General features: G+C 64.0%; 19 protein-coding genes. 5 read left to right on the top strand and 14 right to left on the bottom strand.

Annotated elements, in window-relative coordinates; genetic code table 11:
- The first annotated feature begins 29 nt into the window (after positions 1-29).
- Positions 30-671, top strand: a complete 642-nt coding sequence (locus AC1DYD_RS11945; RefSeq protein WP_478172950.1) for an HD domain-containing protein — start codon at positions 30-32, stop codon at positions 669-671.
- A gap of 144 nt (positions 672-815) precedes the next feature.
- On the opposite strand, the gene AC1DYD_RS11940 is transcribed toward AC1DYD_RS11945, so the two are convergent.
- Complete coding sequence (locus AC1DYD_RS11940; RefSeq protein WP_478172949.1) at positions 816-1,838, bottom strand: zinc-dependent alcohol dehydrogenase family protein; 1,023 nt, start codon at positions 1,836-1,838, stop codon at positions 816-818.
- A 134-nt stretch (positions 1,839-1,972) separates the two neighbouring features.
- Between AC1DYD_RS11940 and AC1DYD_RS11935 the strand changes: the two genes are divergently transcribed.
- Together AC1DYD_RS11935 and AC1DYD_RS11930 are read left to right on the top strand one after the other, a co-directional pair.
- Positions 1,973-2,839 carry a LysR family transcriptional regulator gene (locus AC1DYD_RS11935; protein ID WP_478172948.1) on the top strand — a complete coding sequence of 289 codons (867 nt, stop codon included), beginning with the start codon at positions 1,973-1,975 and terminating at the stop codon, positions 2,837-2,839.
- Positions 2,840-2,973: 134 nt separating this feature from the next.
- Positions 2,974-3,360 (top strand): FHA domain-containing protein, encoded by a 387-nt coding sequence (locus AC1DYD_RS11930; protein ID WP_478172947.1) that lies wholly within the window; start codon positions 2,974-2,976, stop codon positions 3,358-3,360.
- Positions 3,361-3,657: 297 nt separating this feature from the next.
- Here the strand turns inward: AC1DYD_RS11930 and AC1DYD_RS11925 are convergent, their stop codons facing one another.
- The 7 genes from AC1DYD_RS11925 to AC1DYD_RS11895 form a co-directional block, all read right to left on the bottom strand.
- Positions 3,658-4,215, bottom strand: coding sequence for a hypothetical protein (locus tag AC1DYD_RS11925; protein WP_478172946.1), 558 nt, complete (start codon positions 4,213-4,215; stop codon positions 3,658-3,660).
- 71 nt (positions 4,216-4,286) lie between these two features.
- Complete coding sequence (locus tag AC1DYD_RS11920) at positions 4,287-4,685, bottom strand: hypothetical protein (protein ID WP_478172945.1); 399 nt, start codon at positions 4,683-4,685, stop codon at positions 4,287-4,289.
- A gap of 14 nt (positions 4,686-4,699) precedes the next feature.
- Positions 4,700-5,284, bottom strand: a complete 585-nt coding sequence (locus tag AC1DYD_RS11915; protein ID WP_478172944.1) for a hypothetical protein — start codon at positions 5,282-5,284, stop codon at positions 4,700-4,702.
- Between the two features lie 107 nt (positions 5,285-5,391).
- Entirely contained in the window at positions 5,392-6,024 is a 633-nt protein-coding gene (locus AC1DYD_RS11910; protein ID WP_478172943.1) for a hypothetical protein, read from the bottom strand.
- Complete coding sequence (locus AC1DYD_RS11905) at positions 6,021-15,482, bottom strand: hemagglutinin repeat-containing protein (RefSeq protein ID WP_478172942.1); 9,462 nt, start codon at positions 15,480-15,482, stop codon at positions 6,021-6,023. The genes AC1DYD_RS11910 and AC1DYD_RS11905 overlap by 4 nt, the downstream gene beginning before the upstream one ends.
- A 110-nt stretch (positions 15,483-15,592) precedes the next feature.
- A complete protein-coding gene (locus AC1DYD_RS11900; RefSeq protein WP_478172941.1) occupies positions 15,593-16,528 on the bottom strand; it encodes a hypothetical protein in 936 nt (311 codons plus the stop codon).
- A gap of 55 nt (positions 16,529-16,583) precedes the next feature.
- Complete coding sequence (locus AC1DYD_RS11895) at positions 16,584-18,362, bottom strand: ShlB/FhaC/HecB family hemolysin secretion/activation protein (protein WP_478172940.1); 1,779 nt, start codon at positions 18,360-18,362, stop codon at positions 16,584-16,586.
- Between the two features lie 139 nt (positions 18,363-18,501).
- Between AC1DYD_RS11895 and AC1DYD_RS11890 the strand changes: the two genes are divergently transcribed.
- Complete coding sequence (locus AC1DYD_RS11890; protein WP_478172939.1) at positions 18,502-19,002, top strand: hypothetical protein; 501 nt, start codon at positions 18,502-18,504, stop codon at positions 19,000-19,002.
- A gap of 236 nt (positions 19,003-19,238) precedes the next feature.
- On the opposite strand, the gene AC1DYD_RS11885 is transcribed toward AC1DYD_RS11890, so the two are convergent.
- From AC1DYD_RS11885 to AC1DYD_RS11865, 5 genes are all read right to left on the bottom strand, one after another.
- The gene (locus tag AC1DYD_RS11885; protein WP_478172938.1) at positions 19,239-19,658 is read right to left on the bottom strand and encodes an ester cyclase; all 420 of its coding nucleotides are present in this window, start codon (positions 19,656-19,658) and stop codon (positions 19,239-19,241) included.
- A gap of 215 nt (positions 19,659-19,873) precedes the next feature.
- Entirely contained in the window at positions 19,874-22,114 is a 2,241-nt protein-coding gene (locus tag AC1DYD_RS11880; protein ID WP_478172937.1) for a xanthine dehydrogenase family protein molybdopterin-binding subunit, read from the bottom strand.
- A 10-nt stretch (positions 22,115-22,124) separates the two neighbouring features.
- Entirely contained in the window at positions 22,125-22,598 is a 474-nt protein-coding gene (locus AC1DYD_RS11875; RefSeq protein ID WP_478172936.1) for a (2Fe-2S)-binding protein, read from the bottom strand.
- Positions 22,599-22,778: 180 nt separating this feature from the next.
- Positions 22,779-23,618, bottom strand: coding sequence for an SDR family NAD(P)-dependent oxidoreductase (locus AC1DYD_RS11870; protein ID WP_478172935.1), 840 nt, complete (start codon positions 23,616-23,618; stop codon positions 22,779-22,781).
- A gap of 13 nt (positions 23,619-23,631) precedes the next feature.
- The gene (locus AC1DYD_RS11865; protein ID WP_478172934.1) at positions 23,632-24,330 is read right to left on the bottom strand and encodes an alpha/beta hydrolase family protein; all 699 of its coding nucleotides are present in this window, start codon (positions 24,328-24,330) and stop codon (positions 23,632-23,634) included.
- A gap of 173 nt (positions 24,331-24,503) precedes the next feature.
- Between AC1DYD_RS11865 and AC1DYD_RS11860 the strand changes: the two genes are divergently transcribed.
- On the top strand, positions 24,504-25,406 hold the full coding sequence (locus AC1DYD_RS11860; protein WP_478172933.1) for a LysR family transcriptional regulator: 903 nt from the start codon (positions 24,504-24,506) through the stop codon (positions 25,404-25,406).
- A 212-nt stretch (positions 25,407-25,618) separates the two neighbouring features.
- Here the strand turns inward: AC1DYD_RS11860 and AC1DYD_RS11855 are convergent, their stop codons facing one another.
- On the bottom strand, positions 25,619-25,993 hold the full coding sequence (locus AC1DYD_RS11855) for a hypothetical protein (protein ID WP_478172932.1): 375 nt from the start codon (positions 25,991-25,993) through the stop codon (positions 25,619-25,621).
- Positions 25,994-26,094: the final 101 nt, after the last annotated feature.

Raw genomic sequence — 26,094 nt, 5'->3', positions numbered from 1 at the left:
CAAGTCAACCAAATCCGAGGCATTTCAAAATGAGCGCACTTGTCACTGTCAGAGGAATCACAACTCCGGACACACAGCTTGCTCGCAAGGCCGTCTCGCTGGTCCATCGAGTGCACTCCGAGACGATGAAGAACCACTTGCACCGGACCTGGTGGTTCTCTGAGTTCCTTGGCAGAAAGCGCGGCCTGAAGTACGACCGAGAAACCGTCTACCTCGCCTCTCTTCTGCACGACCTGGGGCTCACCGACGAGTACGCAGCGGACAGCCGATTCGAGGTCGACGGCGCGGATGCCGCCAGCCGATTCTTGATTGCAGAGGGCTACCCGGAGGCAAAGGCCCAGCTGGTCTGGGATGCCATCGCCTTGCACGCCAGTGCCGGCATCGCCGACCGTAGAGAGCCGGAAGTTGCCCTGGTGCACATGGGCGCGCACGTGGATGTCATGGGCCTTCGGATAGACGAAATCTCCCCCGGGCTCATCGATGACACGCTTGCCCTGTACCCACGCCTCGGCTTCAAGGCAGCGTTTCAAGAGGCTCTCGCAGCGGTCGCGCGCAAGAAGCCGCATACCACGGTCGGCACCGGCCTGGCAGACATCGGGCGCCGCCATGTTCATGGCTTCGAGGTTCCCGATGTCTGCGACTTGCTCGACCACGCTCCGTTCGAGAGCTGAACCGCAAACAGGAAAAGTGGCCTTGTGCCTCCACTGAACGGGCACTGTTCTGCGTCCCACCTGTGAACAGGCCCTACCCGGTGCGTCAGGCGATGCCCAAGGGGCGAATCAGGGTGTCGCTCGTCCTCAGGCCACGGCGTCCAGTCAAACGGCGGGCTGCACGTCCACGACGACCTTGCCCCGAGCCTTGCCGCCTGCAACCGCCTCATGGGCCAGGGTGGCTTGTTCGAGCCCGTAGGCGGTCGGGTCCACCACGGGCCTGAGCTTGCCTTGGTCCGCCAGGGCTGCGGCTTCACGCAGGATGTGGCCGTGGTTCTCACGCCCTTCGCCGGTCAGCATGGGCAGAAGGGTGAACACGCCGGAGTAAGTCGCTGCGCGGAACGAGAGCGGCGCCAGGCTGTGGGTGCCCCAGCCCAGGATGCTCACGACATGGCCGCCGTAGCGCCGAGCGGCGGTGAACGAGGCGTCGAGCGTGGCGCCGCCCACGGTGTCGTAGACCCCATCGAAGCCCTTGCCATCGGTATGACGCTCGACGTACTGCGCCACGGTCATCGCCTGGTAGTCGATGGGCGTCGCGCCATGGCCCTGGATCATCTCGAATTGCGCGGCCGTGCCGGTGGCGTAGACCTCGGCGCCGCGAGCCTTTGCCAGCTGCACGGCGATATGGCCGACACCGCCGGCGCCGCCGTGAATGAGGACCTTCTGGCCGGGGCCGACCCGCGCCCGGTCGACCAGGCCTTCCCAGGCGGTGATGACGGCCAGCGGCAGCGCGGCGGCTTCCCGCAGCGTCAGGCTGGCGGGCTTGGGCGCGATCAGCCGTGCGTCCACGGCCGCGTACTCGGCCAGGGTTCCCTGCAGGCCCCCCACGCCGCCAGCCAGGCCGAACACTTCCTGGCCGACGGTGAAGCCGTCCACCCCCTGGCCGACGGCGACGACGATGCCGGCCAGGTCCATGCCCAGCACGGCGGGCAAGGCCTGGCGGGCATGTGCCGCTGTGCCGGCGCGGATCTTGGTGTCCAGCGGGTTCACGCCGCTGTGGGTGATCTTGACCAGGACCTGGCCGCGGCCGGCTTCAGGTCGGGCGCGCTGGCGAAGTTGAAAGGGCGCTCCCGCGGCGGGGGCGATGAGCGCGTTCATGTTCATGGATGAGGGCAGGGCGACAGACATTGGGGAACTCCGGTTTGCGTGGATGAAGGATCCAATGGTCGGGGCAACAAAGATGAATGACAATCAACATGTTTGCATCTGATGCATGCAAAAACGTTTGGCATAGGATGGCGCCTTGGAGCGGGAGCGTTCAGATGGAATGGAGTGATCTCAGGCTGTTCCTCGCGATAGCGAGAGCCGGGTCTCTGGGCGCCGCCGCGAGGCAAGTGGGGCTCACGCAACCCACCATGGGGCGTCGCTTGAAGGCACTCGAGGCCGATGTCGGTCAGGCCCTCTTCCTGCGCAGCAGTGCGGGCTTCGTCCTGACGGAGGAAGGAAGCGCTGTGCTGGCCCACGCGGAGCGCATGGAGGAGGAAGCTCTGGCGTTGCGCCGGAAGCTTGACGGCAAAGGGCAGTTGCTCGAGGGGCTCTTGCGAATCTCCTCGTCCGACTGGTTCGGCACCCATGTCCTGGCGCCGGTGGTGGCCAGGTTCTCGCTGAAGCACGCCGGCGTCAGCATCGAGCTGATCACGGATGCGAGGCTCTACGACCTCTCCCGCGGTGAAGCGGACCTGGTGTTCCGGATTCAGCCCTTCGACGAGCCCGAGATCGTGCAACGCCGGCTCATGCAGCTCGAATACGGCCTCTATGCGGCCCAGGGAAGCGCTCGGCCGGACGCGCAGAGCGACGGGAGCGGCTTTGCACTGATCACCTTGGACTCTGCCTATCGGGAGTTCCCGGATGCGCAGTGGCTTCGCCAGAGGCTGCCCCGCGCCCGGATCGCATTGGGCAGCAACAACCGCAGCGTTCAGGCGCGCTTGTGCGCCGAGGGGGCGGGGCTCGCCGTGTTGCCGCGCCTGCTCGGCGACGCTCATCCAGGTCTGGAACGGGTGGAGCTTGGAGCGTCGGCCCCGGCGCGAACCGTGTGGATGGGCTATCACCGCAACCTCCGTCGACAGGCGCGGCTGAAAGCCCTGCGCGAGGCGGTGATGGGGGAATTGGGAGACCCGAAGGGCGGGTGAGATGACTGCAGAGCAGAGCAGATCGGCAGGCAGGGCCGCCGCCGCTTTTTGCGCATGGGCGTCAGCTTCAGATCAGGTTGAGGCCGCATTCGATGTAACAATAAGGTGTTACAAATTGCAGCTGCCAGGGACGCATGCCGAAACTTATCTTGATGAAGGGTCCTGCCATGACCAAGCAGATTTCCTTGCTCGCGAAGGAAACCACCATTGGCCGAGCTTCAACCTGCGATGTCGTGCTCGACTCGATGCAGGTGAGCCGGCGCCACGCTGTCGTGACCCACGACGGCCCGTTCGCGACCATCAGCGATCTGGGCAGCCGCAACGGCGTCTTCGTCAACGGCATCCGGGTGCGGTCCCAGGTCCTGGTCGACGGCGACGAGGTGTCGATCGGCGCGTTCAAGATCCGTTTCCTCTCGGGCGACCATGACGCGTCGGGGGTCGACGCGCTGCGCCTCATGACGACCCCGGAACTGCTGGCGGATCTGGACCGCACCCGCGACACGACTCGCGCCCGGGTTTGACCCGGTCGGGTGCACCGCGCTGGCAACGCGACCTGCCCCCTGTTGTCGTGCCATTCATAACGAGGAAGTCCGGGGGTTTCGGTCACGGTGCCGAGGTTGATGTCGCGCCCGGCTCCACGAGGGTCCGGCTGCCCTCGCCGGTGTTCGCGAGGATGGCGCCGATGACGTTGACATCGTTGCCCGCGCTCGCGACCGATATTCACCGGCGCCCGGGGCACCCTTGATGAGGGTTCGGTCTGCCGACAGGAGTGCACCGGAGCCGTTCTGTCGTGGTTGTGCAGCCACGGAGCATGAAGGTCACGGTGCGGGACAACTTTGCACGGAGTCGAGTTGCACCGATATCGCCGCGCTCGGCTCGGTCGCATCCGTAACTACCTGCGTGCAACTGAGGTCGCCTCGCCAGACAAAGTCGACGATGTAGACGTGGCCGGCGGTCGGGCGAAATCTCGTGACAAGCGGACCACAACTGCCGGTGCTGATCGGGAGGGTGCGCGGCGTGTTCGCTTGCTGCCAGTTGCCGATGGCCTTCACTTGAACGCCTTGGCGAGGGTCCAGCTCGTGCTCGATGTAGGGCTGTGTCTTGAACAACGCGCTGCGCGTTCTTTCGTTCATGCGCGCGATCCAGGGGAAGACCACGCCACGCCCGCTGTAGGCCACGTTGCCCACTGGCTCGAAGCCTTGGCACGCCTCGCTGGCCGTGCTGACCGAATAGACGACGGCGTGACCTGCGCCGGAACTGCGCAGCACGAGCTTGGCCGCGCCCGGGGTGACCTCCCGAAGGCTGTCATCCAAAGCGCGCTCGTCTGCGGCGGCGGCTTGGGGGTTGATGTCGCGGTAGGCGCAGCCGCCGAGCAATGAGAGTGCCGTCAACATCAGAACTGCAGGATAGATCTTGCAAGCACGCCCTCGCAAAATAGAAGAATTTCTCATCTTTTCCGCTTGCGCTTTAGGCCCCGCGCTGCGAGTTTATCTTTCAATTCAAGAAAAATATCCAGACCAGGATCTGGTTGTCCTATTAATCTCATTCGCGCCGAATAGCCAAAGAACATCACAATAAAAAGTCCTACTCCCACCATGACGAATCCAACCATTCGATTGATTGGCAAAAGTATGGGAATTGCAATTAAAGAACCTCCAACGAAGAAGGCCAGATGCTCAAACAAAGTCCACCACCAATATTGCGTGCGTGGTGGAAAAACGCTCAAAATCAGCAAGGCACAATAACCCAAAGCCACCAGCCAGTACAACAGTTCACCCAGTCGCTGCTTAAAAAACCAGGGGAAAACCAAACCCAGCACGACGAGCAACTTCAGAAAATATTTCATGTAATGCTTTGATTTTATTGATGAACGTAGCCATCAATTTTTTGAACTATTGGAGCCATCAATGGCTTTGCTTGTCGTTCGGATATTTCAAAGAGCACCGATTTTGGTACTCCCGTCTTACGGGATACTGCATCTATCGCCATATCCGTGGCAATGTCTACAGACACCTTCCCTGCACTGGGCCGCATGAGCTGCTCCATAGCATTTGCGGACGCTGCCGCGATTTCATATGCCAGCGCAATATCTGGCTTTCCCGCGGTCGCGGCAAGCAATGCAATTCGTTGATAGTTTGTGCCAGCCTGCCCAAGGTAGTCGGCAGCTTGCTGGCGTTGCGCAGGCGACAGCTGTATCAACGGCGGATTCTGAGCTTGACCAATTCCCGCCTTACAGTCGGCGGCGGAATTCGCGCAAGGAACTGTGGGACTACTGGTCTCTGCGGAGTTTCCAGGCAACCCGATACTCGGCACATAAGGCGATGAACCAGGAATCCAGTTGGCACTGTCTTGCGAGTTTTCAACAATATAGCGTTGGATATCTGCATTGGGGGATCCGAGTACTTCGAAAGCCGTTCTGCCATCCGCCCGCAAAACCGACGCCAACACTCGCTCCGCCGCTGGAGTTCTGGCCCACCTTGTCGTAGGTGTTCTTGCTGGCCTCCAACGTGATTCGCATTGTTCGCAGCTCCCACGGCCTCGCTCGCCTGCTACTAATTATTATATCTTTCGAAAGTTAATATTTTTTCAGTTTCCCGATTCGGCGGTGAATTCATGGTTCTCGACCATTGCCTGGTAATTTCTTTAATTCTTAGCGACCCATTCTCCGTCTTTTCAATGATTCTCTCGGTCGCACGGACTGTCCCGCCAGTGCCTTCGCTACCCGACGCAATTGAGAACTCTCGCAAGACCAAACTATTATTGGAGTCGCAGCCAACGTATTCAGAAGAGAAAAGGATTGTTGTTTTTGCATATAGAAGTTCATCGCCACCGTAGAGCAAAACTTCCCATCCTTCCGCAGTGCGATTGATTTTCGTATTTGCCGCCCTGTTAAACCTTCTTCTCTCCTCGATGAAATCGGCTGAAGGTAATCCTACGTATGGAAAACTTCGAAAGCCTTCCGTAATGGAGAATTTTTCTCCCAATTTTCTTCTCGTTGATGAATCGGTCAGCTTTTCAAAAAGCAGTCCTCCGTCCAAGTAGCGCCCATCTACCGGATTACACGCTTTTGCCTTGCTAGTCGCAATCCGCCACATGGGATCACCTTCCTGAATGACTGACGCGCACCCAAAAATAGCGAAAGAGGTAAGTACCAAACCAATTGCGAGAGGGATTTTTTTAATCATTTTGACATTCCCTGAGTTATAAAATTGAGGACCTCTGGTGGCAATAGGGTTGCCAAGGCGAAGGGGGTCGCTACAAGAACATTAACCTTGTTCATAATCTCCCCGATCTGCATTTCAGAATCTGTCAGGCTAGGTCGAATATTTCCATCAGGCCCATACCACCGTCCGCTGTTCAGCGTGTCGTGCGTTCCCGCATATGCCTCAGCCAATATGTCTTGAAAGCTACCGGGAGCATAGTCGCCGAGGAGCATGAATTTTCCAACAGCCCCTTGAAATCCTCCCAAAGGGCTGCGCCACTCTGGATGTTCGGTCATTAAATCTGGCAAAGAAACTCCATCATTCATTTTTATGCGACCGAGATCATCTCGAACCCAATCTCCTGTTTCTTTATCTTTAGTGCATCTATTTTCGTCACAGATCTGGGCAGCAACATCAACACGCCCGCCAGCCAATTTGAAGGAATCGCCATTTACCCCGACGCTTTCCCCTGATTTGTTATCTAGGCAATTTCCCTGCGTATCGCAAACACCCGGAAATAGCTTCGAGTTTTCGATCATCGACGCCCGCATCTGATCGGCCGCCCACACCAGCGATTCGCGAGTGATCGCCGCGCCAGCGGCGGTGACGGTGGCCCCGCCAGCAGCAGCGATCAGGATATTTGCCGCAGCGCTGTAGTCGCCGCCGTCCTTCCACTTGTCATAACTCGCTTGGTTGTCCGCCACGGTTTGCTGCAAGCCTTGCGCCTTGCTCGTCAGTTCATCGCGCACGGATGGATCGGTCGTCGATGCAAGCTGTCGCTCCGTAGTTGCCAACTCTCTACGTGCATCTTCGTAGGCCTGGGTCTGGGTGGCGGCGTAGCTCGCGACTGCCGCCGGCGCCCGCTGGTTGAACTCGGCAGTGATCTGCGCCCGCGCCTGCACATCCTTGAGAATGCTGCTGGTGTTCCAGTCCTTCACCAAAGTCCCGGCGCTGCTGATGTCGCCCGTTCTGACGCTCTCGTCGCCCGCGATCCCACTGATGCCCGACTTCGTGACGCTGCCCTGGCTGCTGTCCGAGCTACCGACGCCCGCGCTTCCGCCTGGTCGACCGCTCGCCTGGGCGCCGTCGGCCGCTCGCTTGTCCGCTGCGCTGCTGGCTCCGCTTTGATCGCCCGCGGCAAACCCAACATTGCCGCTGACGGCATAGCTGCTGCCGTCCGACGTGCTGCGGTTCACGATGTCGCTGATCGACAGGCTGCCGGACTTGAAGCTGTTGTTGCCTGCGTCGATCGCTGCCTGGGTGCTTTCGATGACACCGCCCTTGAGGTCCGTGTTGCCCTTGACGTTGACGTTGAATCCGCCGTCGCCTGCCTTGATGCCCGACTGCTCGTTCACGCTCGCAAAGTCGCCATTCGCCTTGGCGCTCGCGGCATTGCCACCGACGGTGCTGACGCCGTAGCAGATCGGCGGAATGCACAAACTGACGTTCGCGCCCGAACTGCTTTGCTTCGACACCTGGGTGCTAGTGTCTTGCAGGCTCTCGATGTTCAGATTGCCGCCTACGACGGTGGAAATCCGCTCGCCATCGATGACGCCTCCTTTAAGGTTCAGGTCGCCGCCGCTCGCCACGTTGACGGCCTTTCCGCCGCTGACGTGCGTATTGTTGTAGCTCACATCCGAGGCATCCTCGTTGCTGCGACCTTTGCTGACGCCCAACTCGATCGTGAAGCCGTTCTGGCTACCCCCCGCGAATCCGACACCGACACTCGCGCCGCTGCTGCTGTTGGTGCCGTGGTGCTCGTAGGTGTTCTTGCTGGCTTCCAACGTGATGGCGTTGTCGGCACCGAGATTGACGGTGTTGCCTGCCGCGATGGTGGAGCCCACGGCGTGGATGTTGGACGCAGCACCACCACCGGTTGCAACGATATTGACGTTGTTGGCGCCGACGATGCTCGATCCGACGGCCTCGCTCGCGTTCGTGGTGCTGCTGCTCTCGCTCTTGTTCCGGCTGACGTTGACGCTGACCTTGTAGCCCACGCCTCCGCCGCTGGCCAAGGCCTGCGCGGTGTCGACCGCCTGACTGCCGGCCACCGCCAGATTGATGGCGCCCAGGGCTTGCATGCGGCTGTCGCCGGTGTCGCCCATCGCCTTGGCCGTGTTGCGGGTGTTGCGCAGGCTATCGGTGGAGATGCCTCCGACGCTCGCGCTTCCGCCGACCACCGTGCTGGAGTTGCGGCTGACTGCAAATGACTGCTCGGTGTTGAATGCTTCGTTGATGACGACATTCTTCGCAAGAATGTTCACGTCGCCTCCAACGAGCGGACCTGCCTGGCCAGCGGCCATCACGCTGCTGGCGGTCTGGCGGTACGTTTCGCCGGCGACCAAGGTCACATTGCCTTGAAGGCTTGCGACCTGGCTGCTCGCCTGCGACACACCGCTGCCATTGACCGCCTCGGCACGCTTGACGTTGCCGAGCGACGGATTCGTGCGCGTGCCGATCATGCCGCTCTTGCTGTTGGCGTCGAAGCTGCTGCGGGTGGTCGTGTTCTGTGCGCTCTCGATGGTGAGGTTGCGCCCGGCCAGCATGGTGATGTCGTTGTCCGCGACGACGGTCGCTCCCTGGAGCGTCGTGTCGCGACCGCTCACCGTTTGCAGGCTGCCTGCGGAGATGGTGGTGCCAACGGCCTGGGTGGAAGTCGTGGACCCGATGGAAGTGCTCGAACTCCCGGCAACGAAATTGGCGCCCACGTCGCCAGCGCCCAGGGATACACCGGTGAGCATGCCCAAACCGGTGGCCTTCTTGGTGCGCTCGCTGTAGTGCGACCCTTGCGTGACCTGGTCCGCTGCGGTGAGACTGATGTCGCGGCCGGCGACCAAACTCATGTCCTTTTCGGAACGCAGTTGCGCGGCCTGTGCGCTAATGTCGTTGCCGGCCACCAATGCGACTGTGTTGCCGCTCAGGCTGCTGGAAATGACGTCGGTGGTCGAACTGCTGTTGAAGTCGGTCGCACTGGAACGCGAGAGGAGCTTCTTGGATTCCGCATGACTGTAGGAGGTCTTGGACTCGCTGGCCTGTCCCGCCTGAATGTTGATGTCGCGGCCGGCGCTTGCCACCAGCGAACCTTCAACGCTGGCGACGCTGCTGGCCTTGATGTTGAGATCGTTGCCCGCTGCGAGGCGAACGTCGCCCGTGCCCTGGATCGCCGAGCCGACGTCGAGACTCTGCGACTGCGAATACCCGTTGCGCGCATTGAAGACCACCGTGCTGTTGCTCGACTCCGTGACCGTGCCCAGGTTCACATTGCGTCCGGCGCCCACGCCTACCGATCCTGCGCTGACCACTTCAGCGGCAATGAGATTGACGTCCCGACCCGCGCCGGCAATTAGCGAGCCGCCCGGGTTGGTGACGTAGAGCCCCGCAATCCGGTCGATGCTGGTGGCGCTCCCATGAGTGCTCTGCGTGCTGTTGGTGGTCGTGCGGACATTGATGTCATTGCCGGCGGTAAGCGCCAGCGAATCGCGTGCATCGACCGTGCCGCCGATGACGTTGATGTCGGCTCGGGCATCCAGCGCGACGTTGCCGCCCGAGATGCGCCCGCCCAGGTTGTTGATGTTGTCGGCGCTGATGGACACCAGCGAGCGACCAGCGATGGTGCCGCTGTTGGTCACGTCACCAGCGCCCGGCGCGCCCTTGATGATCGTTCGGTCTGCCGACAGCAACGCACCGGACCCGTTGATGTCGCCGGGCTGCACCCGGACGTAGACCTGCGGCGCGAGGACGCGTTGGGTGCTGCCGTCGGGCAAAGTCACCGTCTGCTCGACCAGCCACACGATATCGCTCGTGAGCTGGGCCATCTGCTCGGCCGTGAGGGCGATGCCCGGCGTCAGGTGGTACTTCTGCGCGAAGGTGACACCGGCGTTCATCAGCGCCACATATTGTTCCTCGTCGTTGGAGAAGCCATCCAGATAGCGGTAGCCGGTGAGCTGGGCCACCTGCTCGCGGATGAGCTTCTGCTCGTAGAAGCCGTCGCCCAGGCGCTTCTGCACGCTGTTGGGGTCGAACCCCATCGCGTTGAAGAGGTGGTCGCTGCTGAGCCAGTTGCGGTAGTTCGCGAAGCGCGGATCGGTCTCGACGAGATAGTTGCTTCCTGCTTGCGTGCGAAACAGGCTGGCGCTCGGCACGCGCGTGTCCGGCGCGCTGGTCCGCACGACCATGGGGGTATCGCGCGTGCTGCCCGCCGTGCCATCGGCATCGGCCGCGCCCGCTGTTCCTGCACCGCTTCCGCCCGCCGATGCAGAGCCCTTCACGGCCGAGGCGACCTCGATGACGGCACCGGGTCCGCTACCGCCCGAAACGCCACCAGCCTGGCCGGCAGAGCCGCCCGGCCCGTTGACGTTCGATGCCGCCCCGGGGTCGTAGCCCTGGGTCGCGTTGAGGTTCTCCTCGAACTCGAATCCGCCCAGCTTGATGGAGTCGATCCGCTGCTCGATGAGGTGTGAGGGGGCGGTGGAGTGGTCGCTGTTTCCGCTGGTGTCGAAGCCAGAGATCGTAACGTCCCAGCCGTCGACGCGCGTCACCTTCTGCGCCGGAGACTGGTAGTTGTCCACGGGCTGCGTGGAGGTGAAGCTCCCGCCAGCGATCACCTTGCTGTCGTGGTTGCGCAGCAGGCCGTCAATGGACATGTTTCCCCCAGCGACGAGCCGCGAGGGCGCGCTGCTCACGACATAGTCCGTGGTGGTCGTGGCGGTCCGGTACTTCTCGATCCAACCACGCCCCAGGGGGGTCAGCGTGCCGTCGTCGTTGATGTACCAGGTGTAGCGATCGTCGGGGTCGAGGATGAAGCGCGAACGCGGTGCTTCGAACCCGCCGGTGGGAATCACGGTGTTGATGAGCGGGCCGGTTTCCTGGGTCTGCCCGATGACGAGATGGGTATCGAAGTTGTTGACGGTTCCTGTCGCGATGGACATGTTGCCCAGGGACTCGATCGAGGCGCTCAGGTTGTTGAGCACGCTGCCTCTGCCGATCGCCTGGCCGGCGGCATCGAGCGCACCACCGATGTACATGTCGCCCGCGCTGAAGATCAGCGAGCCGTCGCGGTTGTTGATGGTGTCGGCACCGATGTCGAGGCTGGAGCGCGCCGCGATGGAGGCGGCGGAGGTCACGTCCGCGATGGTCTCCGCGTCATTGTTCAGCGTGCCAGCGCCGATCGCGACCGCATCGCCATAGATGCGGCCGGTTCCGATGTTGTTGACGGTTCCGGCATCGATCCGCGTCTGGCCGTGGCTGTCGATCAGGCCCCGGTTGTTGAGCGTACCGGCATGGATGCGCGTGTCGGCACCGCTCATCTCGGCGTTGGCGGTGTTCTCCACCAAGTTGCCGCCGGCGGTCAAGGTGCCGCCCGCCAGCAGCTTGCCGTTGTTGGTGAGCGTGCCGAGGCTGGTATACGAGAGATCGCCGTTGGCGCTGACCTCGCCGTTGTTCACGATGTCCTGGACCAGCGCGATGCTCAGGTCCTTGCCCGAGACGATGGTGCCGTCGCCGCTGAAGTTGGCCGCGTCGAGCGTCAGGCGCTGGTTCGCCACGAGAGTGCCGTTGGTATTGGCGACGCTCAGGGTCTTCGCGGCCGGGTTTGCCGCGTTCGGGTCGGCGATGCGCAGCGTGTCGCCGGCCGAGATCAGTCCCGAAGTGTTGTCGAGGTTGCCGCCGCTGGTGATGGTCGTATGGACATCGGACCGGATGGCGCCCGAGGCGTTGTCGAGGTCGCCAACATTGAGCGTAACGTTCTGGCCTTCGATGCCCTGGTCCGTGCCCTGCGTGTTCGCGTTGGTGATCGATCCGGCGCTGAGGGTCGTGGTCGCGACCGAGCGGATCAGGCCGGCCGTGTTCGCGATGTCACCCGCGCTGAGGGTCAGGTCGCCGATCGCCTGGGTCTGGCCGCCCGCGTTGTCGTAGGTGGCACCATGGGTGTCGATGGCAACGCTCGATTGACTGAAGACGGCACCGCCATCGACGTTCGAGAAAGCGCCTGTGCTGGCGGTGAGCGCGTCCTTCGAACCGATGTAGCCCGCCGTGTTGTTGACGCTGCCCGCATTCAGGTCGAGCGTGCCGCCGCTGGCGATGCCGCCCTGGCGTCCCGAGTAACCAGCCGCGTTGCTGTTGCTCAGGCCTTGTCCGCTCGTGTGGATGGTCATCGCACCGCCGGACTGGATCAGGCCGGCGTCGTTCATGAGCGGGCCCGAGTTCAGCGCCGCAGTGGTCGCGGCGGCGAGCGTCCCTTGTGTGTTGGTGAGCGTGTTGCCGCTGGTGTCGATCGTCAGCGTGTTGCCGAAAACCTTGCCGGCGGTGTTGTCCAGGCCACCATTGGCGAGGGCGACATGGCCGCCGGCCTGCATCGTGCCGCCAGCGTTCGCGGTGGTGCCAGCCGTCGTGACGCGCAAATCGCCGTTGACGGCGGCGACCACGCCGCGCGTGCTGTCCAGATTGCCGGCCGATATTGTCGTGTCGCCGTTCGCGGCGAGTGTGCCGTCCACATTGGACGTGGCGCCGACGACGGTCGCCGTGAGATCGCCCACGGCGGTGACGCGACCCGAGTCGTTCAAGAGGCTCCCGGCGGCCAGGGCGAGATTGCCGCCCGCTCCGATATCGCCCTCGGCGCTGTTGTCGAGCAGGCCGGCCGTGCTGACGCTGAGATCGGAGGTTCCGGCTGTGCGAATCGATCCGGCCTGGTTGTTCAGGCTGCCGGCGGTGAGGGTGGTGGTGCCGTTGCTTGCGATGGCGCCGCCGTTGCTGTTGTCAAGCGCGCCGACGACGGCAACGCGCGTGGCGTCCGCCCCGGTCTGAATGATCTTGCCGCCTCGGTTGCCGAGCGACCCGGCGTCGATGGTGACCTGCTTCGCGGTGGTCGTGCCGCCGTCCTGATTGAAGGTGCCGCGGACATCGACGGCGAGCGCGCCGTTGCTGGTGATCTGGCCATTGGCACCATCGAAGCTGTCGGCTTGGAGACCTGACGTGCCCGTGCCGGCGTGTTCGATCCTGCCTCCTGTGTTAGCGATGGTGCCGGCTTGGACGCTCAGGTCCTGACCATTGCTGGCGATGCGTGCCCCGGAATTGTCGAGCTTGCCGCTGACTGCCAGTGTGGTGCCGCCGCTGCCGGTCTGGACGATCTCGCCGCCGTTCGTGTTCGTGATGTTCGACGCGCGCAGGTCCAACTGCCCGGCGTTGAGCGTGCCGCCCTCATTCACCAGTGTTTGTCCTGCCTGAGTGTTGGCCGTGACGCTCAGCGTACCCACCGTGGCGACGGTGGCCTCGCTGGTGGTCACGTCGCCCTGCGTGGCGGTGATGGCGATGTTCGCTCCGCCGGTCTGGCTGGCCGACAAATCGACGCTGGCGCCTTGCATCGCGGCATTGCCTGCGGCGATGTTTGTGCCCTGGGCGACCAAGACACCCGTGGTGGTGACGTTCAGATCGCCCGCAGCACCGAGGCTGCCGTCGTTCTGAACTCCCGCGCCGAGGATGCCGCTGCGCCCACCTTGCAGGCCGGCGGCGTTCACGCTCGTGTTCCGTCCGGCCGTGATACTGCCATCGTTGACGAGCTGACCGGCCACCGCCACCAAGCTGTGGTCGGCGCCGCGCAGGCTGCCAGTATTGTTCAAGCTGCCTGCCTGGATGGACAGATCCGTTGCCGCGCCGATGTTGCCGGAGTTCACCAAGGCGTTCGCAATGGCGAGCGATGTCCCTGCTGCGGCCGAAGCCACGGAGCCGAGCGTGTTGTCCAGGGACTGGCCCTGGATCGAGACCGCCTGGTTGGCCTTGAGCGAGCCCGAAGCATTTTGGACGGCGCCGGTGACCTCGGCGGTCAATGCACCCGCAGCGGATATTTCACCCCGCGTGTTGTTGACGGTGCCACCCACCGCAAAGGTCGCGTCGCCGCCACTCTCGATCGTCCCGTCCTGGTTGTTCAGGTCGCCCGTGGTCGCGATGTCCAGGCGGCCCGCACTGAGTTTGCCGCCCGCGCTGTTGTCGAAGCTGCCGACATTGGCGTTGAAGCCGCTGCTGACGTTGATCGTCCCGCCCGCATTGGTGAAAACGGGGCCGGCAACGGCCATGGTGTCGACGTCGAGCGAGCCGCCCGAATTATTGATCTGCGGGGCCTGGAGCGTGATCGGTCCACCTGCATAGACGCGTCCGCCGTCGTTGAGGATGGCGCCGGACGCGGTCATGCTGCCGGGGCTCGGCGGCACATAGGGTTGCGACGGCGAGGCGCCGCCAGTCTCCGTAGGGCTGCCGCCTCCGTTGCCCTCGCTTGGGACGCCGGCGCCGCTGCCTGAGTTCGTCGAGCCATCGGCACTGCCTGCCCCACCACCCGTGCCTGTACTCAAGGGTTCCGCTCCGACAGCGCCGCCCTGGGTGTTGCTCAAGATGGGTGCGGTCAGCGTGAGCCCCGCCGTGCCGCTCTGCCGGATCGTTCCGCCGCGGTTGTCGATGTCCGTGGCACTCGCAATCTCGATGCGCTGGCCTTCGAGGGTGCCGGTATTTTCCAGCCGGCCGGCGGCGGTGACGACGAGGCCGCCCGCTCCGGCGCCGATGTTGCCGGCATTGCGCACGCCCAGGCCAGCTTCGGTTCCGATCAATTTGATCTTGTTGGCGAACATGCCGCCAATCGCCGCCACGTCGAGAGCGAAGGCGGGGGCGCCGCCGGTCCCCGCGATCGGGGTGACCTCGCCCTGCTCGACGCCGATGTAGTTGGCTCCTGTCGCCACCTTCAGATCGTTGGCCCAGATGCCCGCGTTGATCTGCATGGCGCGGGCGTAGATGGCGGCGTAATCAGTCTGGCTGAGATCGAGGCCCTTGCCGTCGATGCTGATGTTGCCGCCGTTGACGCGGAAGCCGTCGAGGCCGCCCAAGGCATTGAGTTGCGGCACCCCGGTGGTCAGCGTTGCACGAGAGGCATTTATAAAGCCGCCTCCGTCGACAGAGATCCCCGCCGGATTGGCAATGACCACCTCGGCGCGCTGGCCGGCCACTTCCACATAGCCGCGAAGCTGCGACGGATTGCCCGAGTTCACTTCGTTGAGGATCACGCGCGCCGGGCCGGTCGCGAGGTAGGGATTGGCTTGTACCCAGCCGCCGAGTTGCGTCTGCGCCGCAGTCCGCGAGTTGTTGAGGATCACGCCATTGGCCTGCACGTCAAAGCGGCTGTAGACGTTGCGCGAGACTCCCGCGGCGCTGGGGGTCATGATGTTCGCGACGGGGACGCCATTGGGCGCGACGAGCACCGTGGGCCGCTGGTTCCCGGGCACGTTGGGTGCCCCGACAATTTGCGCCTGCGCGGACGTGAGGCCGAGCACCGCCGCCGTGGTGATACCGAGCACGCCCGAGGTAGCCCCGGTGGCCTTGCCGGCACTCTTGGCCGTTTCCTGCACGGCCATGCACACGCCGCGCGCGGCATTGAAAACTAGACGGTGAACGTTCTTATTCATCTTGGCTATCTCGAAAGGCGCGCGAGTCTGCAGGAGCGCAGCCCGGGTTGAATGGAGGGGATGTGTCAGTGCCCGCCGCGTTTGCGTCGTCGCTGCGCGGCGTTCAAGGGCTACCGAAGGAAGGTGGGGCCGCCCGCGAGGCGACCGCTGGCGTCGCGTAGGAACCAGCGCAACGACGTGGACTGCGTGCACGAACCATCTGTCGTGTTCTGGTCGACCATCACAGCGCCCACGCCACTTGTGGCCGCAGCCCACACGCACGCACGCTCGCCGGCCTGGGCGGTGCTCGTGGCGACCAAGGTGATCTTGAGGCTGTTCTTTTTCGTGCCTGGTTCGCTCGGCTCCAAAGTCCCGCTGAATGCACAGGCGCCGTAAAGGCTGGTGGCAGGGCTCGCCCCGGTGAACGCGCCGTCGGCCCCAACCGCGATGGAGGCGCCGACGCTCTGTTCCGTGCTTCCCCATTCGCCCTGCAACAGTTCCGGGCTGATCGCGAGCGAGTTCGTCGGAACGTCATAGAGCCACGGCCCGAATGTCGATTGGGCACCCGTGCCGTCCGCGTAGGTGCCGTTGATCGTGCTCTTGGCCGCGAAGCTGCCTTGGCCCGAGAGCGGCGCCCACTGAGAAGAGGACACGGAGCTCACGACGCCCGAATCGAACTGCCAGCTTTCATTGGGGGCGCTATAGCTCATCGCGCCATCGAACATTCCCTCTGGTGCGCCAAGATAGGTCCAGCCCACGCCGCGCAGCGTCGAGTCGATCATCAGAAAGCCGGCGCCGGTTTGCTTGCGTCTCCACACGCCTTCGAGTTCGTTGCCGACGGCCGCGGTGGAGCCGGCTTGTGGCGCGGTGATGCATGCGGTCGGATCAACTTCCGTGCTCGAATCCGGGGCCGGCGTGGGGGTCGGATCCACAGCCTCCACATCCGGAGCCTTCGCCTCTGCATCAGATTGCGGCAGGAAAAACCCGCCGTTCCCTCCTCCGCCCCCGCAACCATGCAATGCACCCAGCGCTGACATCAGTGCCAAGCCTTTGAGTACCGTATTCATTCTTTTCATATCTCACTCCCGTTGGTTGAAAAAAGTCCTGCGTCAGGGCGCACCCCTAAAAGCTGTAAACCAGGCTGAATCCCGCTGTGACCCCCGCGGTACGGAAGCCCTGGGGTTTGTTGATAGGTGCGCCAACAAAGACGTCGTAGCTGAGACCCTGATAGGCGCCCCGCAGGCCGATCACGCCGCCGGCGAGATGACTGCCGATCAACAGATCGACGAACAGGCCTCCGACCTCGCCGTAGTCGACGCCTGCGTACAACTCGGCGCCGCTCGCTCCGAGCGCCCAGCCGATGTCGTTGCGCACGAGCCAGCCCCGATCGCCCATCAGGCTCGACTCGCCGTCGAAGCCGCGAACGCTGAAGCGTCCCCCGATGGAGAACATGTCCTGCGGCGTGAGCGGTGTGCGGCTCCACTGCGCCCGCCAGAGGCCGGAATAGCGGAACTGCTGGTCGCCAAGCTGGAACGGCAGATTCACGCCCAGATCGGCCGTGATGATTCGCATGCGGGAGGTGCCTTCGCCGAAGGGCTCCTCGGGGGCGGGAATGGCTCCGAAGGCACCTGTGCCGCGTCTGTAGACGAGGTTGGCGTCGAGCGTGGCCGGGCCGATGAACTCGCGGTGGTTCAGGCCGAGTTCCCAGCCGCCGACAACGCGGCGCTGGACGTCGATCTCGGTGTCGTCGATGAAGTTGTGCGAGGAGCGACGGAAGGCTCGCGCGCTCGCGACGGTCTTGCGGTGCTGATCGCGATACAGAATTCGGGAGACACTGGCGCTGGCATTGCTGCTCTCGCCGCCGTAGACATAGTTCTGGAAGTAGCCCGCAACGCTCTGGTGGTAGTCGTTCTGCGATGCCGTGGCACTGAACAACCAGTCGCCATAGGGCACGGAGTAATGGCCGATTTGGCCGGCAGTTCCCTTGTCGGGATTGTTGAACCAGTGGCCGTCGATGCTGTGATTCGCGCCGACGTAGAACAGGTCGTTCAGGCCCAACGGGTTGTCTACTGAAATCGTGGCGCCCGCCTGGTAGCGGCCCGTCGCTTCAGTGCCGCTGTCGTCGAGGCTCAGGGAGGCACGCAGGTGCCGGTTCTGCGCATACTTGACGACGAGATCGCTGTCGCCGGGTTGCGCGTTCGCGGCATTCGATGGCTCGACCTGGATGTCGGCCTCGGCGGTCGGCACGCGCTTGAAATTCTCCAGTCCCTGCTCGATGTCACGCAGGTTGAGGAGGTCGCCAACTCGCGCGGGGATGGCCGTGCGCAGGCTGGTGGGCGAGCCCTCGCCGTCGAAACGGATGGCGGCGATGCGGCCGGGAATCAGCGTGAGGCCGAGTTCGCCTTGGGTGAGGTCCTGCGAACCCGCGAGCACGCGCGTGGTGACATAGCCGCGCGCGATGACGGCTTGCTGCACGCGCGTGAGCACGATGTTGACGCCCTCCGTGCCAAGGCAGCGACCGATGGGGGAGTCGTCACCCTGAGGGCCTGTGATTGCATCGAGCGCCCATTGAAACGCGTCGGAGCGTTCGCCCAAGAGCGCGACGTGATCGATGCGGAAGCACGGGGCTTCCTGGTCGAGCAGGCGCTGTGTCTCTATGGGCTGCTGTCTGGGCAGGTGCGCATCGACCGTGCGCTCCTGCTGCTCGCGCAACGCGCGCTCGCGCTCTTGCTGGCGCTGCTCCTCGACGACGGGACGGGGTGCCGATGCGATTTGCGCGTGAGACGCGAACGACGCGGTCAACCCCGAGAGAAGGAGGGGTGAGAGAGCAGAAACCGAAAGTGTCGGAATGCGGCCCGCAGCCACCGCGGGCCGCGCCCACCGGCGGGGGAGAAAGATCATATTGCTTGTTGCCGCGTCGAGGGCGCGGAATGTCCAGCTTCTCGGCGCGCAGGACCTGGCGCCAACAGCCGGTCAGCATAAAAACGCAGGCACCAAAGCGTCTATAGGCTTCGTCTGAGGATCGGAGAGAAGCGTCTTCGTGTGTCGCGAGACGCTGCTGTTCAATGCCGCTGCGCTCTATGGGATCGAGGAGATGCGAAGCGATACGATGACCAATCTGTCGGTGGCGTCGCATTTCAGCGGTCATGGTGGGCGCCGTGGCCTCTCGCTGCCGGACGCCTTCCTCCAGCGCACCGGTACGACAGGACAGTCGACGTTCATGGGCCCCTCCACCCCGAACGTCAATTCAATCCATTCGGCCGGACAAGGGTCAGCCTCTGGCTATCGGCGCGTTTCCCTTCCTGCCGCGTCGCAGGATCAAGCTGATCAGCAGGCAGGCCGTCGCAATGGCTGCGACGACGGCGCTGAGGAGGAACGACATCTTGTAGCCGCCGAGCAGTTCCGCGGCGACCGGCGCCTGCTCGGGGCCGGCCAGATGGGACGCGTAGAAGCTCGCTGTGGAGATCATGGCGGACAAGCCGATGACCGCTCCGAATTGCTGGAAGGTATTGAGCAGGCGAGGGATTCGCGTGCTCCGTAGCGCAGCCAGCGTCCGGCATTGGTGGCCCTCGCATCGAACACGCGCCCACGCAAGTCACTGGGCTGGCGCACGCCGGCAGAAGCATTCAATGAACTGCTACGCTCAGCCCCGCAAAGCAATGTTGCGACGACCAGTTGAACCTGGATTGCGACCCGCGGTCCGAGTGGCAGACCAGGCTTCCATCACGCTCCACCTGCGCAACGTCTTCCTGGAAGATCGTTCGTCGCCACGTCCTTTCACGGCGTAGGAACGGCACCGATCTGTTGCATCAGCCCGAGCAGGTCCGGCTGCCCATGCTCTTCGACGATCTTGTCGTCAAACCACCGATAGAAGTTGATCGCTTGCACTTCAAACTTCTTCCCGGTAGGGGGTACTCCCATAAAGGTACCCTCGTGAGTTCCCCGCATCGTAAATCTTGCAGCGACCCTCTCCCCTTCCGAAATCGTCTCCTCGAGGGTCCATTGGATGTCCGGGAAGCCCCCACGCATCATCGCGATGATGAAGAGGTAGCCAGCGGGGCCTTGCAGAGGCGCCGTCTGACCAGGCACATGAAAAGCAGCATCCTTGGCGATGAGTTCCGTCGCAAGTTGCTCGTCGGCCGTGTTGATGAACACGGTGAACTTCTGCATCAACTGTTTGCTGGACTCGGGGGTCATCGTTAGTTCCTTTCGGGCATGGTGTTGAATATCTAAGAAGCGTTGGCTCGCAGTTCGGTCCAGGAAACTCGAAGCTCTCCAGAGGGCACGCGGGATCGTTTAGGTAGTAGCGTGCCATAGCACGACCGGCGGCCGGTCCGGCGCCCCCCACTTGGCCAGTTCACTGCCTTGCGCCATCAAGCAGCCATTGCGCAATGGTCTGCAAATCGGCATTCTCACGCCAGCTTGAACGGCAGCTCGCGCAGCGGCTTGCCGGTCAGCCGCGCGAGGGCGTTGGCGAACGCGGGTGCCAGCGGCGGCAGTCCGGGTTCACCCATGCCGGTGGGCGCATCGGCGCTGGGAACGATGTACACCGCGATCTGGGGCATGTCGGTGATGCGCGGCACGACGAAGTCGCCGAAGTTGCTCTGCTGCACTTCGCCGTCCTTCAACGTGATCGCGGCGCCTGGCAGGCACATCGACAGGCCCATGACCGCTGCACCCTGCACCTGAGCCTCCACGCTGCGCGGATTGACTGCGAGATTGCAGTGCACGCCGGAGGTGATGCGGTGCAGTACCGGCTTGCCCTCCTGCACCGAAGCCTCGACCACGTAGGCCACCACGGAGTCGAAGGACTCGTGCACCGCCACGCCCCAGGCACGTCCGGCCGGCAGCTGCTTCTTGCCGTAGCCGCTCTTGTCCACTGCCAGTTGCAGCGCCGCGCGGTGGCGCGGGTGCTTGTCGCCGAACAGCCGCATGCGATAGGCCACCGGGTCCTGCTTCGTGGTGCGGGCGATCTCGTCGAGCAGAGTCTCCATCACGTAGGCAGTGTGGGTGGAGCCCACGCTGCGCCACCACAGCACCGGCACGTTGACCTTCGGATGATGCACGGTCAGGCGCATCGGCACGCCGTACGGTTCGCGCATGCCCTCGGTGGCCGTGGCGTCGATGCCGTTCTTGACCTGGAACTGGCCGAACACGGTACCGGTGGTGATGGACTGGCCGACGATGACGTGGTCCCACGCCAGCACGTTGCCGCGTTCGTCGAAGCCGATGCGCGCGCGGTGCAGGTGCATGGGGCGGTAGTAGCCGCCCTTGATGTCATCCTCGCGGCTCCAGAGCGTGCGCACCGGTGCGTTCAGGCCTGCGGTGCGGGCGGCCTTGGCGATCGCGCAGGCCTCGACCACATAGTCGCTCGTGCCCACGAACCGGCGGCCGAAGCCGCCGCCCGCTGTCTGCACGTGCATCGTCACCTGTTCGGCCTTGAGGCCCAATGCCTGTGCGGCCGCAGCGGCGTCCAGGCCGGCGCACTGTGTGCCGACCCAAAGCTCGGCGCGCCCATCGGCCAGTTGGACGGTGCAGTTCAGCGGCTCCATCGGCGCATGCGCCAGGTACGGAAAGACGAACTCGGCTTCGAGTTGCTGCGGCGCAGTGGCCAGCGGTGCCATGTCGGCATCGAACGCGCGCGGCCCGGGCTGGCCGGCCAGCTCGCGGTACTGGGTCAGCAGGCGTTCGCTGTCCACCTTCTCGACCGAGGCCGTGTCCCACTGCAGCTTGAGCGCATCGCGCCCTTGCTTGGCGGGCCAATAGCCGTCGGCGACCACGGCCACACCTTCGCCGCCGCGATCCACGGGCACGCGCAGCACGGCCTTCACGCCTTTGATGGCGCGCGCTGCGCTGTCGTCCACGGAGGTGAGCTTGGCGCCGAACACCGGCGGATGCGCGACCAGCGCGGTGAGCTGACCGGGCAGGCGCGTGTCGATGCCGAAGTCCTGTCGCCCGCTGCTCTTGGCCCGCGCGTCCAGGCGCGTGGTGGGTTTGCCGATGATCCGGAAGTCCTTGGGACTCTTCAGCGTCACCTTCTCGGGCACGGGCAAGGTCATCGCGGCTTCGGCGAGTTCGCCGTAACCCGCCTTGCGGCCGCCCGGGCCGAGCACCGTGCCGGCCTGCGTGCGCAAGGTGGCCACGTCAACCTTCCAGCGCGCTGCGGCGGCACCCAGCAGCATGGCCCGGGCGCGTGCGCCGAGCTCGCGATACTGCGTGTAGCTGTTCTTGATTGAATGCGATCCGCCTGTGAGGTGAATGCCGAAAAGCGGGTCGACGTAAGCGGCATCGCCGGTGCCGTTCTGGCTGCGCACCAGGCTCCAGTCGGCGTCGAGTTCTTCCGCCAGGATCATCGGCAAGCCGGTCTGCACACCTTGGCCGAACTCGAGCCGGTTGATGGTCACCGTGACCTCGCCGTTGGGAGCGATCTGCACGAAGGCTGAGGGCTGCTGCGTCGGCTTCAGGGCGCTGGGCGCTTGGTCGGTGGCCTGCGCAGAGGCCAGGTGCGGAAACGCCCCGAGCGCCAGGCCGCCGGCACCGGCGAGCTTCAGGAAGCTGCGGCGAGGCAGCACGGCGACATCGTTGGATTGGCCACGGGTCAGCAGGTGCTGAAGGGCGCGCGGCATTTCGCTGTGGTCGAAATTGGGCAACATGGTGGCTCCTTCAGGCGAGGGCTTTGGCGGCATCGGCCACCGCGGCGCGGATGCGGGCGTAGGTGCCACAACGGCAGATGTTGCCGGCCATCGCGCCATCGATCTCGGCGGAGGTGGGTTGCTTGCCGCGGGGCACCGATTTGAGGAAAGCGGTCGCGCTCATGATCTGGCCGCTCTGGCAATAGCCGCACTGCGCCACTTCGTGCTTCACCCAGGCGGCATGCACAGCGGCACCGGCACGGTCGCTGCCGTCGGTGGCGGCCTCGATGGTCGTGATCTTCTTGCCTTCGGCGGCCGAGATCGGCGTGATGCAGGAGCGGATGGCCTGGCCGTCCAGGTGCACGGTACAGGCACCGCACAGCGCCGCGCCACAACCGAACTTGGTGCCGGTCATGCCCAGCGTGTCGCGCAGGGCCCAGAGGATGGGGGTGCCGGGGTCGGCATCGACCGTGCGATCACGGCCGTTGATGTTGAGCGTGCTCATGGTGAGTCGTTTCTCCGTGAGTGAGGTTGATAGGGATAGAGACGGGTTGCGGGGCGGTGCCGGTGGTCACGCGACCCAATGCGCATCGAAGCTTGTTTCCGATCAGTCCCGAACCGATGACTCCGATATGCATGTCGTATCTCCTGGTCGATCGTGATGTGCGAGCCCGGCCCTGCGTGGTCAAGCGTCGTAAGAAAACGAGGACGACAGCTCGCGGTGGGCGTCGGCCTGGGCGCGCATAGTGTCGGCCTTGGCCTCGAAGGTCTGCACGGCGTCGGCGCCGGCAGCAAAGCGCGCCGGAGGCTCCTTGAGCCCTGCGAGTTGCACGAGGGCATTGGCGAGCTTGGCGGGGTCGCCTCCCTGCTTGCCATCCATGCTGCTCCAGGCGGCAACGGTCTGCCTGGTGCGCTCGGCGTAGTCGTCGATGGACGGTGGCGCGTAGGTGGTGGAGTCGTTGCTGAGCAGTTCGGTGCGGAAGAAGCCTGGCTCGACCAGCATCGTGCGGATGCCGAAGGGAGCAATCTCCGGGGTGAGCGACTCCATCCACCCTTCGATGCCGAACTTCGCGGCGGCATACGCCGTGCAGAACATGCCGCCGGCGATGCCTGCGGTCGACGAGATGGTGAGCAGCAGGCCGGAGCGCTGCTTGCGCATCACGGGGAGCGCCGCGCGGGCGACGTTCATCGGGCCGAACAGCAGCGTCTCGATCTGGTGGCGGACCTGATCCGGGCTGAGTTCCTCGAAGAAGCCGGCGTAGAAGTTGCCCGCGTTGTTGACCAGCACGTCGATGCGACCGAACTTCGCGACGGCCGCCTCGACAGCGGGCTGGGCGTCGTCGGCACGGGTGACATCGAGCTTCAGGGCCAGCAGGTCGGGGTGGCCGCCGATCGCCGCCGCGACCTTCGCGGGGTCGCGACCGGTCGCGACGACGGCGTGGCCGGCGGCCAAGGCGGACTTGGCGATGTCGACGCCCAGGCCTCGGCCCGCGCCGGTGATGAACCAAACTTGTCTGTCAGTCATGGAATGCTCCTTGTCAGATGTGAGAGTCGAACCACTCGAGCATCAACTCGGGACGGTTGTTGAAATGGTTGTAGCCCTGGAAGCGCTCGTCCGTGCCCTCGATCCAGAACAGCTTCTTGTCGCGGGCGGAGATCAGGTCAAAGATCTGCTGCACGTTGGACGGCTTGGTCCTGAAGTCGTCGTGGACCTGGGTGACCAGCGTCGGGACGGTCACGGCCCTGGCGTCCTCGATCGGCCAGGTCTCGTCGAGGCGAAGGCCGGTCCGCTCGTGGAAGGCCTTCTCAAACATATCGAGCCCGCCTTCGATGCCGGCGTTGTCGACGGCCTTTTCGATGAAGACCTTCGGTGACACGGGCTGGACGGCGATGAGCGCCTTGACGTGGGCGAATTCGTTCGGATGCTTCTTCATCCCGACGATCGTCGAGTTCGCACCGAGGCAGCGGCTGAGCAGCGCCGTCCGCATGTCCTTCGTGTCCAGGCGGGATCGCATGTAGCGCAGCGAGCCGATCACGTCCCGGTACTTCAGCGTGCCGTGACCGTTGACGCCGCCGCTGCCCATGCCGCTGCGGCCGTGGTTGCGCATGTCGTAGGCCAGCACGTTGTAGCCGGCGTCGTGCAGTGCCTTGTACTGCGGCAGGAAGTTCACCTCTAATCCGCCGAAGTCCTTCCACTGGGGTAGGTGCCCCGGGTAGCCGTAGCGGTTGCATGGCATGGGGTGGTTGCAGATGACGAGGCGGTCGGAGTCGGCCGGCTCCTTTGAGAACATATGGATCGAACAGGCGGGGCATGGGTCTGGGTTCTCTTTCGATGCCATGAATGTAGGCAGTTGGACTAAGAAGAAAAATACCCAATCACTGAACACCATATGAAGATATTCTTCAAACCATGAGACTCAACCAGCTTGATGGACTGCTCGCTTTCTGGAAGGTCGCGGAGCACCGCGGATTCACCGCCGCCGCGGCGGCGCTCGAGGTCTCGCCCTCGGCGCTCAGTCAAGCCATCCGCCATCTCGAGGCACGACTCGGGGTCCGTCTGCTGAACCGGTCCACCCGCAGCGTCAGCCTCACCGAAGCCGGYGAGGCCTACCTGTCGCGGATCGGGCCGGCGCTGGGCGACGTGCAGGAAGCGGGGGAGCAACTTCACGCGCTTCAGGGTCAGCCGTCGGGCGTGCTGCGCATCAACGCGGCGCGAATCTCGATCGCGATGGTCCTCCAGCCGCTGCTGGCCGGGTTTCTGAAGACCTACCCTGACGTCCAGGTCGAGCTGACCAACGACGAGGGCTACGTCGACATCGTCGAACGAGGGTTCGACGCCGGCGTTCGCCTGGGCGAAAGCGTTCAGAAGGACATGGTCGCCGTGCCTCTGGGCGGTCCGATTGCCGTTGCCATCGTGGGATCACCCGACTACTTCAAGCAGCACCCGGTTCCACGCCACCCTTCCGACCTGGTGCGTCACAACTGCGTGCGATTCCGGTTCTCCGGCAGCGGGGCCATTCACAAGTGGGAACTTCAGGTCGACGACCGGCTCGTCGAGTACGAGCCCAGCGGGCGTCTCACGATCAGCGACTCGTTGTTCTCAGTCGAGGCTGCGCTGGAAGGAGTCGGGCTGGCGTACACATTCGAGCAGCTGGCGCTTCCCCACATCAAAGCCAAGACCTTGAAGCGCGTCTTGACCGGCTTCTCGCCGACGTTCCCGGGGTTCCACCTGTACTACCCCAGCAGGCGGCAGCAGTCCGCCAAGATGAAGGCCTTCGTCGAGTACGCGCTGGCGCACTTCCGCAAGCGTTGAGACCGGCTGGAGAGTTTGTCAAGGCCAGAATCGACGCTCTGCTGAGACGCGGTGAGAGGAGGGAAGACGACGCGTCGCAGTCGCGCCTCAGGCCTCCCCGTACCAGCGGTCGTTGCCGAGCATCACACGATGGTGGCCCTCTTGCGTCGCAGCGTCAGCGCCTTGAGCTCCTCACGCTCGGCGTCCGTCAAAACCAGTGACGCTTTGGGTCACTAGCGCACGGTCGACATCACCGTCGCCCGGCACCTCGGCTGCTCGTGGGGCGGCAGGAAGTTGCAGTTGTCCAGTGCGCGCCGCTGCATGTCGCTCAGCCTCGGCGGGTTGCGCCGCGGTGGAGGCGGCGGCTGGTGCCAGTGGTGCGGCGGTGGCTGGTGCCAGTGCTGGTTGGGCGCCCGGCGGATCCAGCGCTGCCCGTGGTCACGCTGCCAACCCTGGTCCCACATGCAGCGTTCGAAATTGCCACGGCCGCGACTGCAGAAATGAAGGTCGCGATCGAACTGGGGGCTGTTGTGCCACTGGGCCATCGCGGGCTCGGTGCCGATCAGCGCCGCGACTGCCGCGAACAGTGCCGAGATCTGCTTTTTCATGGGCGCATTGTCCTCGCCTTCGATCCCTTTTTGTCCTGAGATCGACACGCTCACTCGAGCGCCGATGCGCTGACAAGGAGGCCGGGTTCTTCCGCGTCGGC

Source organism: Variovorax sp. P4_B11 (assembly GCF_056402355.1).
Note: the sequence above shows the minus strand (reverse complement) of the source record. Positions and strands in the feature narration are given on the sequence as shown.

Excerpts from the sequence above, each read along its gene's own strand:
- AC1DYD_RS11900 (WP_478172941.1), bottom strand. The coding sequence starts at position 16,528 with ATGAATACGGTACTCAAAGGCTTGGCACTGATGTCAGCGCTGGGTGCA.
- AC1DYD_RS11895 (WP_478172940.1), bottom strand. The coding sequence starts at position 18,362 with ATGATCTTTCTCCCCCGCCGGTGGGCGCGGCCCGCGGTGGCTGCGGGC.
- AC1DYD_RS11855 (WP_478172932.1), bottom strand. The coding sequence starts at position 25,993 with ATGAAAAAGCAGATCTCGGCACTGTTCGCGGCAGTCGCGGCGCTGATC.
- AC1DYD_RS11880 (WP_478172937.1), bottom strand. The coding sequence starts at position 22,114 with ATGTTGCCCAATTTCGACCACAGCGAAATGCCGCGCGCCCTTCAGCAC.
- AC1DYD_RS11940 (WP_478172949.1), bottom strand. The coding sequence starts at position 1,838 with ATGTCTGTCGCCCTGCCCTCATCCATGAACATGAACGCGCTCATCGCC.
- AC1DYD_RS11905 (WP_478172942.1), bottom strand. The coding sequence starts at position 15,482 with ATGAATAAGAACGTTCACCGTCTAGTTTTCAATGCCGCGCGCGGCGTG.
- AC1DYD_RS11935 (WP_478172948.1), top strand. The coding sequence starts at position 1,973 with ATGGAATGGAGTGATCTCAGGCTGTTCCTCGCGATAGCGAGAGCCGGG.
- AC1DYD_RS11875 (WP_478172936.1), bottom strand. The coding sequence starts at position 22,598 with ATGAGCACGCTCAACATCAACGGCCGTGATCGCACGGTCGATGCCGAC.
- AC1DYD_RS11930 (WP_478172947.1), top strand. The coding sequence starts at position 2,974 with ATGCCGAAACTTATCTTGATGAAGGGTCCTGCCATGACCAAGCAGATT.
- AC1DYD_RS11910 (WP_478172943.1), bottom strand. The coding sequence starts at position 6,024 with ATGATTAAAAAAATCCCTCTCGCAATTGGTTTGGTACTTACCTCTTTC.
- AC1DYD_RS11865 (WP_478172934.1), bottom strand. The coding sequence starts at position 24,330 with ATGCCATGCAACCGCTACGGCTACCCGGGGCACCTACCCCAGTGGAAG.
- AC1DYD_RS11920 (WP_478172945.1), bottom strand. The coding sequence starts at position 4,685 with ATGAAATATTTTCTGAAGTTGCTCGTCGTGCTGGGTTTGGTTTTCCCC.
- AC1DYD_RS11945 (WP_478172950.1), top strand. The coding sequence starts at position 30 with ATGAGCGCACTTGTCACTGTCAGAGGAATCACAACTCCGGACACACAG.
- AC1DYD_RS11870 (WP_478172935.1), bottom strand. The coding sequence starts at position 23,618 with ATGACTGACAGACAAGTTTGGTTCATCACCGGCGCGGGCCGAGGCCTG.
- AC1DYD_RS11885 (WP_478172938.1), bottom strand. The coding sequence starts at position 19,658 with ATGACCCCCGAGTCCAGCAAACAGTTGATGCAGAAGTTCACCGTGTTC.